The organism is Nocardia sp. NPDC050413 (genome assembly GCF_040655475.1).
Classification (GTDB): domain Bacteria; phylum Actinomycetota; class Actinomycetes; order Mycobacteriales; family Mycobacteriaceae; genus Nocardia; species Nocardia coubleae.
On sequence record NZ_JBFAJZ010000011.1, the window covers coordinates 1 to 14,888 of the forward strand.

11 protein-coding genes are annotated in these 14,888 nt (G+C 67.6%); 5 read left to right on the forward strand and 6 right to left on the reverse strand.

The features are described 5' to 3' along the window. The 4 genes from mtrB to raiA all read left to right on the forward strand — a co-directional run. Window positions 1-1,672, forward strand: a 1,672-nt coding sequence (gene mtrB / locus AB0I19_RS23050; RefSeq protein ID WP_357151039.1) for an MtrAB system histidine kinase MtrB, incomplete at its 5' end; no start/stop codon positions are given. Further along, window positions 1,669-3,465 (forward strand): MtrAB system accessory lipoprotein LpqB, encoded by a 1,797-nt coding sequence (gene lpqB, locus AB0I19_RS23055; protein WP_357151041.1) that lies wholly within the window; start codon window positions 1,669-1,671, stop codon window positions 3,463-3,465. The genes mtrB and lpqB, both read left to right, overlap by 4 nt. A 33-nt stretch (window positions 3,466-3,498) precedes the next feature. Further along, window positions 3,499-4,143 carry a ComF family protein gene (locus AB0I19_RS23060; protein WP_357151043.1) on the forward strand — a complete coding sequence of 215 codons (645 nt, stop codon included), beginning with the start codon at window positions 3,499-3,501 and terminating at the stop codon, window positions 4,141-4,143. Window positions 4,144-4,326: 183 nt separating this feature from the next. Beyond that, window positions 4,327-5,022: a ribosome-associated translation inhibitor RaiA gene (raiA, locus tag AB0I19_RS23065; RefSeq protein ID WP_067491399.1), complete on the forward strand. Its 696-nt coding sequence runs from the start codon at window positions 4,327-4,329 to the stop codon at window positions 5,020-5,022. A 48-nt stretch (window positions 5,023-5,070) separates the two neighbouring features. On the opposite strand, the gene bluB is transcribed toward raiA, so the two are convergent. The 6 genes from bluB to AB0I19_RS23095 form a co-directional block, all read right to left on the reverse strand. Then, window positions 5,071-5,706: a 5,6-dimethylbenzimidazole synthase gene (gene bluB / locus AB0I19_RS23070; protein WP_357151045.1), complete on the reverse strand. Its 636-nt coding sequence runs from the start codon at window positions 5,704-5,706 to the stop codon at window positions 5,071-5,073. Window positions 5,707-5,729: 23 nt separating this feature from the next. Next, window positions 5,730-6,971, reverse strand: a complete 1,242-nt coding sequence (locus AB0I19_RS23075) for a fatty acid desaturase (protein ID WP_067637447.1) — start codon at window positions 6,969-6,971, stop codon at window positions 5,730-5,732. Window positions 6,972-7,065: 94 nt separating this feature from the next. Beyond that, window positions 7,066-8,400 (reverse strand): fatty acid desaturase, encoded by a 1,335-nt coding sequence (locus AB0I19_RS23080; protein ID WP_067491405.1) that lies wholly within the window; start codon window positions 8,398-8,400, stop codon window positions 7,066-7,068. 161 nt (window positions 8,401-8,561) lie between these two features. Next, window positions 8,562-9,692 (reverse strand): ferredoxin reductase, encoded by a 1,131-nt coding sequence (locus AB0I19_RS23085; RefSeq protein WP_357151048.1) that lies wholly within the window; start codon window positions 9,690-9,692, stop codon window positions 8,562-8,564. A gap of 125 nt (window positions 9,693-9,817) precedes the next feature. Further along, window positions 9,818-10,369 carry a hypothetical protein gene (locus AB0I19_RS23090; protein ID WP_357151275.1) on the reverse strand — a complete coding sequence of 184 codons (552 nt, stop codon included), beginning with the start codon at window positions 10,367-10,369 and terminating at the stop codon, window positions 9,818-9,820. Between the two features lie 10 nt (window positions 10,370-10,379). Next, the gene (locus tag AB0I19_RS23095; RefSeq protein WP_181700283.1) at window positions 10,380-11,789 is read right to left on the reverse strand and encodes a wax ester/triacylglycerol synthase family O-acyltransferase; all 1,410 of its coding nucleotides are present in this window, start codon (window positions 11,787-11,789) and stop codon (window positions 10,380-10,382) included. A 263-nt stretch (window positions 11,790-12,052) separates the two neighbouring features. On the opposite strand from AB0I19_RS23095, the gene secA reads away from it, so the two are divergent. Beyond that, the gene (gene secA / locus AB0I19_RS23100; RefSeq protein WP_357151050.1) at window positions 12,053-14,854 is read left to right on the forward strand and encodes a preprotein translocase subunit SecA; all 2,802 of its coding nucleotides are present in this window, start codon (window positions 12,053-12,055) and stop codon (window positions 14,852-14,854) included. The last annotated feature ends 34 nt before the right edge of the window (window positions 14,855-14,888 follow it).

The following is a 14,888-nucleotide window of genomic DNA, read 5'->3' on the forward strand; positions in this document are numbered from 1 at the left end:
CTGGTTCCAGACCATCGGCACCGCGCTGGGTCACCTGTGGCGTCGCTCGCTGCAATTGCGGGTCATCGTTTCCACGCTGACTCTCTCCCTCATCGGGATCACGATCCTCGGGGTCGTGCTGACCGGTCAGATCACCGACCGACTCCTCGAAGCCAAGATCAACGCGGCGGTCGAGGAGATGGATCGCGCCCGCAGCACGATCGAGAACGAGCTGAACGGTGTCGAGGGCGCCAACAGCCGCCAGCAGCAACTGGCCGACGCGCGCAGCGCGCTGTCCAGCCGGGGCGGCACGGGGCAATCCACGGGCGCCGCCGGTAGTTTCGACTCCGCGCTGGCCATGGTCGGTGGTACCCCGCCGCAGGAGATCACCACCGATCTCATCTCCGAGGTGCCACAGGAACTGCGCCGATTCGTGCAGCGCAGCCAGGTGTCCTACCAGTTCACCACCGTCGCCGACCCGGACGGCTACCGCGGCCGCGCGCTGATCATCGGCAGCCCGAGCGCCGAGATCGCGACCCTCGAGATCTACCTGATCTTCCCGCTGGCCAGCGAGGAGTCGAGCCTGTCGCTGATGCGCGGCACGATGCTCATCGGTGGCGTGGTCCTGCTGGTGTTGCTCGCCGCGATCACCGCGCTGGTCACCCGGCAGGTGGTGCTGCCGATCCGTTCGGCCGCGCGCATCGCCGGTCGCTTCGCCGACGGCAGGCTCAAAGAACGCATGCTGGTGCGCGGCGAGGACGACATGGCACGGCTGGCGCAGGCGTTCAACGAGATGGCCGAGAGCCTGTCGAACCAGATCACCCAGCTCGAGGAGTTCGGCAATCTGCAGCGCCGGTTCACCTCCGATGTCAGCCACGAGCTGCGCACCCCGCTCACCACGGTGCGCATGGCCGCCGACCTCATCCACGGTTCCAGCGACGACCTCGATCCCGCGCTCGCGCGCAGCTCCGAACTGCTCGTCAACGAACTCGACCGGTTCGAAGGCCTGCTCAACGACCTGCTGGAGATCTCGCGGCACGACGCCGGTGTGGCGGAATTGCAGGTGGAGTCCCTCGACGTGCGGATGTGCGCGCGGGCCGCGATCACGACGGTGCGGCACCTGGCCAAGGACGCCGGGGTCGAGCTGGTCGTCGACCTGCCGGAGGAACCGGTGGTCGCCGAAGTCGACCCGCGTCGCGTCGAACGGGTGCTGCGCAATCTGCTCGCCAACGCGATCGACCACTCCGAGGGCAAACCGGTCCTGATCCGGATGCGCGGCGACGCCGAGGCCAACGCCGTGGCGACGGTCGTGCGCGATCAGGGTGTCGGTCTGCGACCGGGCGAGGAGAAGCTGGTGTTCAACCGGTTCTGGCGCTCGGACCCCTCGCGGGTGCGCCGCTCCGGCGGCACCGGTCTCGGCCTGTCGATCAGTGTCGAGGACGCCAACCTGCACGAGGGCCGACTGGAGGCCTGGGGCGATCCGGGCGTCGGCGCCAGCTTCCGGTTGCTGCTGCCGATGGTGCGCGGCCGCAAACTCGGCCCGAGCCCGCTGGCGCTGGAACCGATGCTGCGCAAGGTGCCCGCGTTACCCGAGGCCGAACCGGAACCCGAGGTCCTCGACATCCCACGCGACGACGCCGCCGACGACAACGAAGAAGCCGCAGCGACCGAGACCGGAGACCGAGAGTCATGAGTAACGCGGGTGGTGTTCGCAAGGGTGTGGGGCTGCTCGCCCTCGTCTGCCTGCTCGTCCTCACCGGGTGCGCGAGCCTGCCCGAATCGTCGGCGCCGCAGGCCCTCGGCACCATCGAGCGCGAACCCACGTCGGCGGGTCCGCCGCCGCCGGAGCCCGGCCGCGATCCCGACCTGCTGGTGGGCGATTTCCTCGGTGCCAGTGCCGACCCGACCAACCGGCACGCCGCCGCCCGCCAGTACATGCGCGACGACACGGCGGGGGAGTGGAACGACGAGGCGAGCATCACCATCGTCGATCGGCCCGACACGCTGCGCGAATCGCGCACCGGCGACCGGGCGACGTATGTGGTGCGCGCCCGCAAGGTCGGCGAGCTGGGCCGCGACGGCGTCTACCGCGCCACCGACGGCATGCTCGAGAACAAGATCGAGATGAGCAAGGTCGACGGGGAATGGCGCATCACCGACCTGCCCGACGGCGTCGTGATGGCTTCGGCGTCGTTCGCGAGCACCTACCAGCGCTACGTCTTGTATTACTTCGACAGCACCGCCCAGCTGCTCGTGCCGGATCCGCGCTGGCTCTCGGTGCCACGAGGTCAACTCACCGAGCGGCTCGTCGGCCTGCTCAGCGGCGGCCCACAGTCGGCCATCGCCGGGGTGGTCCGCAATCTGCTCGCCCCGCCGACCGCGGTGCGCAGCCCGATCATCAAGGCGGAGAACGACCCCGGCGAGGTGGGTGTCGGGATCGGTGGGGTGCGTATCGATTTCGGCGGGCTCGGCACGCTCGATCAACGTGGTCGTGAACTGCTGGCCGCCCAGGTGGTGACGACACTGTCGCGCGCCGACATCCTCGGCCCGTACGTGTTGCTCGCCGACGGCAAACCGCTCGACGAACGCTTCGCGAGCGGGTGGTCGGTCGCCGATGTCGACCAGTTCAGTGCGGCGGCGCCCGCCGGGAACAAGATCGGGCTGCACGCATTGCGCAACGGCACCCTCGTGCAGGTGACACCGGACGGGATCGTCGCGCCCAGCGGGGCCTTCGGGGAGGCGACCAACCTGCAGTCGGTCGGCATCTCGTCGGACGGCCAGTTCGTCGCCGCCGTCGCCGACACCGGAAGGCCCGCACCGGAACCGGGCCGCACCCTGCTGATCGGCAACTACGGTGCGGGCGCGTTCGGTGTGGTCGAGGCGGCGAGTATCGCCCGGCCGTCCTGGACCATGGACGGTGGCGCCGCGTGGACCGTGCTCGACGAGCAACGCGTCGTGCGCGCGGTCACCGATCGTGCCACCGGCAATGTGTCGTTGCAGGACGTGGACACCTCGGCGCTGTTCGAGGGCGCGGGTGCGCCGCGACTGCCGATCACCGAGGTGGTCGTCTCGCGGACCGGTGTGCGGGCAGCGCTGATCGCCGACGGCAAGGTGTACGTGGCGGTGATCGAACGCAGGCCGGACGGCAAGTACGCGCTCACCTCCGCGCTGCCGGTGGCGATCGGGCTGAGCACGCCTGCGGTGTCGCTGAGCTGGATCACCGGCGACACGCTCATGGTCGCCCGGGAAGGCAACGTCGACCCGGTGTTCACCGTGTCCATCGACGGTTCCCAGTTCACGCCGGTGACGTCGCAGAACCTGACTCCGCCGGTCCGGGTGGTCACGGCGACGCAGTCGACCCAGTACGTCGCCGATTCCCGCGCGGTGCTGCAACTGCAGACCGCCGACCCCACCCGAACCGACCGCTTCTGGCGCGAGGTACCCGGGCTCACCGGCGAAGGCGTGGTCCCGGTCCTGCCGACCTGATTCTGTCGGTACCCGCTGTCATGCTCACCGGCTATGAAGGCTCTGCTCGATCTCGTGCTGCCGGTCCGCTGCGGCGGCTGTGCGCTGGCTGGCACGCCCTGGTGCGGCGCGTGCGCGGCCGAGTTGGCCACGGGTCCGGTGCGGGTACGCCCACGAACCGACCCCGGTGTTCCGTGCTGGGCGCTTCGCCCCTATCGCGGTCCGGCGAAGCGCGCCGTGCTGGCGGCCAAGGAACACGGCCGACGCGACCTGGCCGACCCGCTCGGCGCCGCACTCGCCGCGGCATTGGCACGGTTACGGTCCGCTGACCGCCCGCTGGTGCTGATTCCGGCGCCCACCCGGACGTCGGCCGCCCGTAGCCGCGGCGGCGATCCCGTAGCCCGTTCTACGGCTTGTGCGGCGAGGTGGCTGATCGATTGCCGGACGGTCGGTCTGCTTCGTATGAGGCCCGGTGTCCGCGACTCCGTCGGGCTCGGCACGCGCGAGCGCGTACACAATCTCGCGCACAAGATCATCGCCGTGACCCCGGCCACCGCGCGGGCACCAATTCCGGCGAATGCCGAGGTAGTACTGGTCGACGACGTGTTGACCACCGGCGCCACCGCCACCGAATCGATACGTGTTCTTAGCCGGATCGGCATACATCCGTGCGCCGTTTTGGTGACCTGTGCGGCTTGACTCAGCGAAATTTGCGTGAACAGTGGCGGACTCGTCCGTGGCGGACTAGCGTCGCGAACACACACCGAACCACAGCTTCTGGGAGGTGGCGCCGCGAACTCTGGTGTCGAGCGATTCCCGATCGGCACAGCTCAATCCCGCCGCACTCGCTCTGGTGTGCGGCCATATCCGGGAGGTACTCGCGTGACGACTTCTGCACGGGCATCAGTGCACGATGCTGACCCTTCGGCACTGGAGGACAGTGCCGCCGACTCGACTCGGACACCCCACGCGGAAGTGGTGGTCTCCGGTCGCAATGTCGAAGTACCCGACCACTATCGAATCTATGTCTCGGAGAAGCTCTCCCGGCTGGAGCGCTTCGATCCGTCGATCTTCCTCTTCGATGTGGAGCTGTTCCACGAGCGCAACCGTCGTCAACGCAAGGCCTGCCAGCGCGTCGAGATCACCGCACGCGGGCGTGGCCCGATCGTGCGTGCCGAGGCGTGCGCCGACAGCTTCTATGCCGCGTTCGAGTCGGCATCACAGAAGATCGAGAGCAGGCTGCGCAGGTCCAAGGACAAGCGCCGCGTGGTCCACTACGGAGACAAGACGCCCGTCTCGGTAGCCCAGGCCACCGCGTCCCTGGTCGACGACTCGCTGTTCGCCCAGGCCAACGGGCACGTGGCGCACGAACACGACGAGGAACCCCAGGACGAGGGTCCCGGCCACATCGTGCGCACGAAGGACCATCCGGCTACGCCGATGACGGTCGACGACGCCCTGTACCAGATGGAACTGGTCGGGCACGACTTCTTCCTCTTCCACGACAAGGAAACCGACCGGCCGTCGGTGGTCTATCGCAGACACGCCTTCGACTACGGTCTGATCCGGCTGGTCTGACCCATCCGGAACTCCGGGCACCCGCGGGCGCGGGTGCCCGGATCGCGTTCAGCCACCGAACTTCTCGTAGTGCACGGCGTCGGTGAGCGCCCGCCGCGCCCGCCAGCCGAAGCGTTCGAGATCCGGCACCTCCTGGAACTCGTGCACCGGTCCGACGCACAGCCAGGCGATGGGCGTGATGCCCTCGGGCAGGCCGACCAGATCGCGCAGGAATCCGGGTTCGTAGAACGACACCCAGCCGACACCGACCTGTTCGGCGGTCGCCGCCAGCCACAGATTCTGGATGGCGAGCACGGTCGAATACACACCGGTCTCGGGGACGCTGGCCCGGCCGAGTACCTGTGGTCCACCGCGCCGGTCGTCGTGGGTGACCACGATCCCGGTACCGCTCTCGACGATCCCCTCGATCTTGATCGGGTCGAAGGTAGCGGCCCGGTCGGCGGGCAGCGCGTCACGGAACTCGACGCGTTTGCCCGCCACGTGGTCGGCGAAGCGGCGCAAGGTCGCCGCTTCGCGGACCACGACGAAGTCCCAGGGCTGGGAATTGCCGACGCTCGGCGCCCGGTGGGCGGCGGACAGGATCCGCCACAACGTGTCGTCGTCGACGAGTTCGCCGGTGAATTCGGCGCGCACATCGCGACGCAGACGGATCGCGTCGTAGACGCTCAGTTGCTCAGCACACACCGGTGCAGTGTGGCATTGCGAGGTCAGGCCGACCTACGCGCCATCCGTCGTCCGGCGGCCAGCGCGGTGCGCAACCCGCGCCTGCGACCGGTCACCGGGTCGATCGTCGGCACGGCCTTGCCCTCGAACAGGCGCTCCGACTTGGTTTCCGGCGCGTCGTCGGTGGTGTGGCGCAGGTACTTGTTGGGCAGCGACAGCTTGAGGATCGTGCGCCACGACTTGAAGTACTGCACCGGCAGCGACCCGGTGGTGTAGGGCAGGTCGTACTTGTCGGCCAACTCGCGCACCCGCACCGCGATCGCGGCGTAGCGGTTGCTCGGCAGGTCGGGGAACAGGTGGTGTTCGATCTGGTGGCTGAGGTTGCCGGTCATGAAGTGCATGACCGGGCCGCCGCTGATGTTGGCGCTGCCGAGCATCTGGCGCAGGTACCACTCGCCCTTGGTCTCGTTCTCGATGTCGGCCTTGGTGAACTTCTCGGCGCCGTCGGGGAAGTGCCCGCAGAAGATCACCGCGTTGGTCCACACATTGCGCACGACATTGGCGGCGAAGTTGGCGGTGAGGGTGGAGAAGAACGACGGCCCGGTGAGCAGCGGGAAGATCACATAGTCCTTGGCGGCCTGCTTACCGATCTTCTTGAGCACCAGCTTGCGGTCGGCGTCGAACTGCTTCCACTCCGGGGAATCCTTGTCCCACTTCTTCTTCGCCACCTTGCCCAGCTCGAGGTGCTGGATCGCGACGCCGTACTCGAACAGCGCCTGCAGCAGGAAGTTGTAGATCGGGTTGCCCAGGTAGAACGGCATCCAGCGCTGGTCGCGGGTGACGCGCAGCAGGCCGTAGCCGATGTCGTCGTCCATACCGAGGACGTTGGTGTACTTGTGGTGCAGGAAGTTGTGAGTGATCTTCCAGTGCGCCGACGGGCCCGCGTTGTCCCACTCCCAGGACGTGGAGTGGATCTCCGGATCGTTCATCCAGTCCCACTGCCCGTGCATGACGTTGTGCCCGATCTCCATGTTCTCGATGATCTTGGCAGTGCCGAGCAGGGCGACGCCGGCCAACCAGGCCGGGGGCAGGAAGCTGGCGAACAGGACAGTGCGGCCGCTGATCTCCAGGGCTCGCTGTAACCGGATGACGTTGCGGATATACCGGGCGTCGGCTTCGCCTCGCGAAGATTCGATTTCGCGGCGGATCGCGTCGAACTCCGCACCGAGAGCTTCGACATCCGCGGCGGTGAGGTGCGCGTATTCCTTGACATCCGAGATCGCCATGGCGGTTACAGTACCGTAGGTTACGAGAGCGTAGGTTGGTGATTTCCGCGATGGATTGTGGGATGTGTCCTATTGCGCGATCGAGACGCAGATGTTATCTGAGACCGCGCGCCCTTTTCCGCAGGGCCGCCTCTTCCTGCCGCGCCCGCTTCTTCAGCGCCACCTTGGCCTCGCGCAGTACTTCCTTCTCGTGCCGCGCCTTCGCCTCGAGGCTCACCTTCGCATCGTGCAGCGCCGAACGCAGGCCGAGGCGCTTGCCGGTCTCCGGGTCGACGCGCAGCGCCTCCGGCAACGAGATGCCGTGGAACTTGCGCTCCGACGACGTCTCGGGCGCGTCATCGGCGGTGCGCTTGAGGAACCGGTCGGGCAGCGCGAGCTTGTGGATGGTGCGGAAGGCCAGCAGGTACTGCTTGCCGAGCGAGCCGGTGGTGTAGGGCAGGTCGTACTTGTCGCACAGCTGACGTACCTGCGCGGCGACCTCCGGGTACCGATTGCTCGGCAGGTCGGGGAACAGGTGATGCTCGATCTGGTAGCAGAGGTTGCCGCTCATGAACGCCATGACCGGGCCCGCCTTGAAGTTGGCGCTACCGAGCATCTGACGCAGATACCACTCGCCCTGGGTCTCACCGTCGAGCTGTTCGATGGTGAATTTCTCGGCGCCGTCGGGGAAGTGCCCGCAGAAGATCACGGCGTAGGCCCACAGATTGCGCACCAGGTTGGCGGTGGCGTTGGCCTTGAGCGTCGACTTCCAGGCCGGACCGGTGAGCGCCGGGAACAGCACGAAGTCCTTCACGACCTGGCGGCCCGCCTTGCGGGCGAAGTCCTTGTTCGGCTCCGACATCAGCTGCTTGGTCGGTACGCCCGCGAGTTCCTTCTCGATCCCGAGGTCGTGCAAGGCGATGCCCCACTCGAAGGTGGCGGCCAGCAGCAGGTTCGCGGCGGGCTGCACGAGGTGCTTGGGCTCCCATGCCTCGTCGCGGGTCATCCGCAGGATGCCGAAACCCAGGTCCTCGTCCTTGCCGAGCACGTTGGTGTAGGTGTGATGGGAGTAGTTGTGCGCGCGCCGCCACTGCGCCGACGGACCCGTCTGGTCCCACTCCCAGGTGGTGGAGTGGATCTCGGGATCGTTCATCCAATCCCATTGCCCGTGGCTGACGTTGTGCCCGAGCTCCATGTTCTCGATGATCTTGGCGACCGACAGCAACGCGGTGCCACCGAGCCACGCCCAGCGGTTGCGGCTGCCGAACAGCACCGCACGGCCCGCGACCTCGAGGGCGCGTTGGGCGGCGATGGTGCGGCGGATGTATTTGGCGTCGCGCTCACCGCGCGAGGTTTCGACAGATCGTCGGATCGAGTCGAGTTCTTTGCCCAGGGTCTCGATGTCGGCCGCCGTCAGATGGGCGAAGGCCTGGATATCGGTGATGGCCACCGGGGTCCTCTCTTGTTCGGTTGACGGCCTGCACGCTCGGTCCACACACGAGGGGCCCGGCGGTGACGCTACGGCGCCACTGCCGAGACCAGCCGCTGCCGGTCAGTCATATGACCGGCGCATGATTCGAGGATACCCGTAACCGAAGCGTGACGGTGGGATCAGATGTCGAGTGTGCAGTCACCCGCCGCGGCGGAGATACAGGTCTGAACCTTGTCGCCCGGCTGGCGTTCGTCACCGTTGCGCAGGTCGCGGGCGTGTCCCGCCGACAGCGTGACCACGCAGGTCTGGCAGATTCCCATCCGGCAGCCGAACGGCAGCTGCACGCCCACCGACTCGCCTGCCTCGAGCAGGCTCGTCGCGCCGTCGACGGTCAGGGTGCGTCCGGTGGTGCCGAAGGTCACCGTGCCGCCCTCGCCGACCGCGGACCGTTCCACCTCGAAACGCTCGACGTGCAGCTTCTCGGGGATGCCGGCTGCCTTCCAGTGCGCTTCGATGGCGTCGAGCATGGGCGCGGGACCGCACGCCCACGTCTCGCGCTCGCGCCAGTCGGGGTAGAGCTCGTCCAGGCTCGACAGCGCGAACAAGCCCTGTTCGTCGGTGAGCTGCAGGTGCGAGACGAAGCTCGGGTGCTTGTCGTGCAGGGCGCGCAGTTCGGCGCCGAACATCACGTCGGCGTCGGTCGGCGCCGAGTGCACGTGCACCACGTCGTGCACACCGTCGCGGCGGTCCATGGTGCGCAGCATCGACATCACCGGGGTGATGCCACTGCCCGCGGTGAGGAAGAGCACCTTCTCGGGGACCGGCTGGGGCAGCACGAACCCGCCCTGGGGTGCGGCGAGCCGGACGATGGTGCCCGCGGCGACCCCGTTGACGAGGTGGCTGGACAGTTTGCCTTCGGGCATGGCCTTCACGGCGATGGAGATGAGCCGCTTGCCGCCCTCGCCGGTCCAGTCCGGCGGGCAGGTCAGCGAGTAGGAACGCCAGTTCCAGCGGCCGTCGATGAGGATGCCGATGCCGATGTACTGACCCGGCTGATACTTGAAGTCGAAACCCCAGCCCGGCTTGATGACCAGCGTCGCCGAGTCGGCGGTCTCCTTGCGCACGTCGACGATGCGCCCACGCAGTTCCCGCGCCGACCACAGCGGATTGGCCAGGTGCAGGTAGTCGTCGGGCAGCAGGGGTGTGGTCACCCGGGCGACCACACCGCGTAGCACGTTCAGCTTGCCGCCGCGATCGGCGACCTGCGCCGCCGGTGCCTCGAGCCATTCCCGGAACTTGTTCAGGACCATTGCTTCGCCGTTACTCCCTGTCGCGCATCCGAGCCACCCGCGGTGGCTCACTCGCAGCAAGGTTACGGCATCGTAGGTTCGGCGCCAGCCGAAGGACTGGGAGAACCGCAGCGCCAGCCGCTATGTCACAGCAGATCTAGGAGGAAGGGCAGTTCCTGGGTGGCGTACCAGGCCAGCTGGTGGTCTTCGGCGTCGCCGAGGACGAACTCGGCGTCCGGGTCGCCCATGTCGGCGACGTCGATCACGTCGACGGCCTTGGCCACCTGGGGTTCGGCTTCGGCCAGGTCGACGTGCACCGAGGCCACCTGGTCGTAGGTGATCGGCCCGGCCAGTTTCACCACCGCGTCGTCGAGGTCGGGGCGCAGTTTCGCGCCGGTGACGTCGGCTGCGATCACGCAGCGCCGGTAGGTCGGGCTGCCGGGGTTGGCGGCCTCGTCGGGGGCGGTGGTGTCGTCGTCGGCGTCGTCGAGCCCGTCGCGTTCGGCGGCGATCAGCCGCAGCGAGGCCCGCGCGGCCTCCGACATCGCCACCTCGGCGAGTTCGTCGTCGTCGCCCGCGGCGTAGGCCTCGCGCAGCGCGGGCGTCACCGCGAACGCGGTCGCGCCGAGCGGGAACAGTTCGCGCTCGTCGACCAGTTGCCGCAGCATCGGGATCGTCGCCGGGATGTAGACGCGCATCTTGGCGTTCTCAGAGACAGGCACCGAGCAACTCCTCCATCGATTCGTGCACTGACGCCGCGAGGACGTCGAGATCGGCCATGGCGTCGCGGTCGGCGTTGAGTCCGTAGAAAACCTGACCGTCGTACGAGGTGAGCCCGAAGCTCAGGGTCTGATTGCGCAGCAGCGGCGACACCGGATACATCTCCAGCATGCGCGCACCGCCGATGTACATCGCGTTCTGGGGGCCCGGCGCGTTGGTGATCACCAGGTTGAAGGTGTTGTCGGCGAAGGTACTGGCCGCGCGCACACTCATCGCGTGCAGGCTGGCCGGTGCGAAACCGGCCAGGTGCACGAGGGTGCGCGCCCGCACGCCGCGTCGCTGCCTGCCCGCGGCCTCGGTGGCGTGCGAGATGTGCGAGAGCCGCATCGTCGGATTGGGTTCGCCCACCGGCAGATCGATGAGGAACGAGGACACCTCGCTGGCCGGCGTCAACTGGTTGTCGCCGTCGACGTACACCGACATCGGCACCACCGCACGCAGATTCGTCGATTCGACGAGTGCCTCGTTGCGCGAGAGCAGCCAATTGCGCAGGGCGCCGGTGACGACCGCGAGCACGGTGTCGTTGATCGAGCAGTCGAAGTGCCTGCGGATCTTGCGGTAGTCCTCGAGGTCTGTGCGCACCACATCGAAGCGGCGGCTGCGCGAGGTGCGGGCGTTGAGCGGGCTGTCGGGTGCGCCCGAGGTGGCCGCGCGGACGGCATTGGCCGCGGCGTGCACCGCCATCCGGGCGCCGCGTACCACCCCGAACGCGTTCGAGCCCGCGTCGCGCACCGCCGAGTAGGCCTCGCGTGGTTGCGCGGCCAGTTGCGACAGCGCGCCGGCGAGCAGTTCCACATCGGTCGGTTCGCGTGGTGCGCGCCAGGCGTCGTCGGCCAGTTCGCGTGGCAGGGGGTTGTTGTCGAGGATCACGTGCCCGATCTCGAGGGCGGTGTCACCGTCGACGAGCGCCGAATGCGATTTGGTGAACACCGCGCTTCGCCCGTCGGACAGCCCTTCGATGAGGTACATCTCCCACAGCGGCCTGCCCTGGTCCAGCGGCCGGGAGGCGAGCCGGGCGACCAGGTCGTAGAGCTGTTCGTCGGTGCCGGGGGCGGGCAGCGCGGAGCGGCGGATGTGATAGCTGATGTCGAAGCGGCTGTCCTCCACCCACACCGGGCGGCCGAGCGCGAGCGGGATCTCGCGGACTTTGCGGCGGTAGCGGGGAACCAGCGGCAGCCGGGATTCGACCAGCTCGATGAGCTGTTCGTAGTCGAGTACCTGGCCGGAGCCGTCGCCGGAGGAGTTCTGGAGGATCGCGAGAGAGCCGATATGAATCGGATTACTGCTCGACTCGAGCCGGTAGAACGCCGCGTCCTGCGGCGTCAATCTCGTGATCACGCGCTCCGATGCTCCTTCCGTTGCACGCTTCGCGCGCCTTCGGCGGCGCAGATCGGGCACCGGCTACATCCTACGGCACAGTAGGTGAATCGTGATGCCGGGCAAGGCGCCTCACCGGATGCCGTGACCTGGGCGGATGTGAGCACCCGGTACACCGGGCATCGGTACGTGCGGCCGGGTACGGTGGTCTGCGGACTACCATTGCCACAACACTGTGGCTCACTAGCCCGAACCCGACTCCGACCAGAGGACTGACGAGACCCGTGCCTGCGCTGACACTGACGAGGTTGCTACGGATTGGTGAAGGCCGCATGGTCAAGCGGCTGTCGAACCTCGCCGATGAGGTCATCGCGTACGGCGACGAGATCGAGGCGTTGACCGACGAGGAACTGCGCGCCAAGACCGACGAGTTCCGCGAGCGCTACGCCGCCGGCGAAACCCTCGACGACCTGCTGCTCGAAGCGTTCGCGGTGGCCCGCGAGGCCTCGTGGCGCGTGCTGAACCAGAAGCACTACAAGGTGCAGATCATGGGTGGCGCGTCGCTGCACCTGGGCAACATCTCGGAGATGAAGACCGGTGAGGGCAAGACCCTGACCTGTGTGCTGCCCGCGTACCTGAACGCCATCTCCGGCGACGGCGTGCACGTGGTCACGGTCAACGACTACCTCGCCAAGCGCGACGCCGAGTGGATGGGCCGCGTGCACCGTTTCCTCGGCTTCGAGGTCGGCGTGATCCTCGGCGGCATGACCCCGGCCGAGCGCCGCGTGGCCTACGCCGCCGACATCACCTACGGCACGAACAACGAGTTCGGCTTCGACTACCTGCGCGACAACATGACCCACTCACTGGACGATCTGGTCCAGCGCGGGCACAACTTCGCCGTGGTCGACGAGGTCGACTCCATCCTCATCGACGAGGCCCGCACCCCGCTCATCATCTCGGGCCCGGCCGACGCCTCCTCCAAGTGGTACGCCGAGTTCGCGCGCATCGCGCCGCTGCTGAAGAAGGACGTCCACTACGAGGTGGACATCAAGAAGCGCACCATCGGCGTGCACGAGGCGGGCGTGGAGTTCGTCGAGGACCAGCTCGGCATCGACAACCTGTACGAGGCCGCGAACTCGCCGCTGGTGAGCTACCTGAACAACGCCATCAAGGCCAAGGAGCTCTACCAGCGCGACAAGGACTACATCGTGCGCGACGGTGAGGTCATCATCGTCGACGAGTTCACCGGCCGCATCCTGGTCGGGCGCCGCTACAACGAGGGCATGCACCAGGCGATCGAGGCCAAGGAGAAGGTCGAGATCCAGCCGGAGAACCAGACCCTGGCCACGATCACCCTGCAGAACTACTTCCGCCTCTACAACAAGCTGTCCGGTATGACCGGTACCGCCGAGACCGAGGCCGCCGAGCTGCACTCGATCTACGGCCTCGGCGTGGTGCCCATCCCGACGAACAAGCCGATGGTCCGCAAGGACCAGGCCGACCTGATCTACAAGTCGGAAGAGGCCAAGTTCAACGCCGTCGTCGACGATGTGGTGGAGCGCCACGAGAAGGGCCAGCCGGTCCTGATCGGTACCACCAGCGTGGAGCGCTCGGAGTACCTGTCCAAGCAGTTCACCAAACGCGGTGTGGCACACAGTGTTCTGAACGCGAAGTTCCACGAGCAGGAAGCCCAGATCATCGCCGAGGCCGGTCGGCCCGGCGCGGTCACCGTGGCGACCAACATGGCCGGTCGTGGTACCGACATCGTGCTCGGCGGCAACGCCGACATCATCGCCGACATCCTGCTGCGCAAGCAGGGCCTCGACCCGGTCACCACCCCCGACGAGTACGAGGCCGCCTGGCATTCGGCGCTCGAGCAGGTGAAGAAGCAGACCGAGGAAGACGCCGAGACGGTGCGCGAGGCCGGCGGCCTGTACGTGCTCGGCACCGAGCGGCACGAGTCGCGCCGTATCGACAACCAGCTGCGTGGTCGTTCGGGTCGTCAGGGCGACCCGGGCGAGTCGCGGTTCTATCTGTCGCTGGGTGACGAGCTGATGCGCCGCTTCAACGGCGCCGCGCTCGAGGCGATCATGAACCGCCTGAACCTGCCCGACGACGTGCCGATCGAGGCGAAGATGGTCTCCAAGGCCATCAAGAGCGCCCAGACCCAGGTCGAGCAGCAGAACTTCGAGATCCGCAAGAACGTTCTGAAGTACGACGAGGTGATGAACCAGCAGCGCACCGTCATCTACGGCGAGCGCAACCGGATCCTGCGTGGCGAGGACATGGAGGGTCAGGTCCAGAACATGATCACCGACGTGATCACCGCCTACGTCGACGGCGCGACCGCCGAGGGTTACGTCGAGGACTGGGACCTGGAGAAGCTGTGGACCGCGTTGAAGACGCTGTACCCGGTGAGCCTGGACTACAAGGAGCTGGCAGGCGAGACCGCCACCGGCGAGGCGGGCGAACTCACCCGCGACGAACTGCGTGAAGCGCTGCTCGAAGACGCGCACAACGCCTACGAGAAGCGCGAACAGGAAATCGACGGCCTCGCGGGCGAGGGCGCCATGCGCAACCTGGAACGCCAGGTCCTGCTCTCGGTCCTGGACCGCAAGTGGCGTGAGCACCTCTACGAGATGGATTACCTCAAGGAGGGCATCGGCCTGCGCGCGATGGCCCAGCGCGACCCGCTGGTCGAGTACCAGCGCGAGGGCTTCGACATGTTCGCCGCCATGCTCGAGGGCCTGAAGGAGGAGTCGGTCGGCTTCCTGTTCAACCTGCAGGTCGAGGTCCAGCAGCCCCAGCCCGAAGGCGTCTCCATCGACAAGGGCCTGCGTTCCCCGGTGGGCGCCCCCCGCCCCCAGGACGCCGCCCCTCAGACCCAGGCCCCGCCTGCCCTGCGCGCCAAGGGCATCGACGAGTCCACCCCCCGCGGCCTGAACTACTCGGGCCCCGCCGAGGACGGCCGCGCCGAATCCCACTCCGACGCCCAGGAATACGGCGGCCGCCAGTCCACCGGCACCCGCCGCGAACGCCGCGAGGCCGCCCGCACCGAAACCAAGGGCAAGCGTCGCCGCTGATCTCTTGAACAACGAAGGCCCCCACGGTTTTCCG

Excerpts from the sequence above, each read along its gene's own strand:
- lpqB (WP_357151041.1), top strand. The coding sequence starts at position 1,669 with ATGAGTAACGCGGGTGGTGTTCGCAAGGGTGTGGGGCTGCTCGCCCTC.
- AB0I19_RS23060 (WP_357151043.1), top strand. The coding sequence starts at position 3,499 with ATGAAGGCTCTGCTCGATCTCGTGCTGCCGGTCCGCTGCGGCGGCTGT.
- AB0I19_RS23075 (WP_067637447.1), bottom strand. The coding sequence starts at position 6,971 with ATGGCGATCTCGGATGTCAAGGAATACGCGCACCTCACCGCCGCGGAT.
- AB0I19_RS23085 (WP_357151048.1), bottom strand. The coding sequence starts at position 9,692 with ATGGTCCTGAACAAGTTCCGGGAATGGCTCGAGGCACCGGCGGCGCAG.
- AB0I19_RS23090 (WP_357151275.1), bottom strand. The coding sequence starts at position 10,369 with ATGCGCGTCTACATCCCGGCGACGATCCCGATGCTGCGGCAACTGGTC.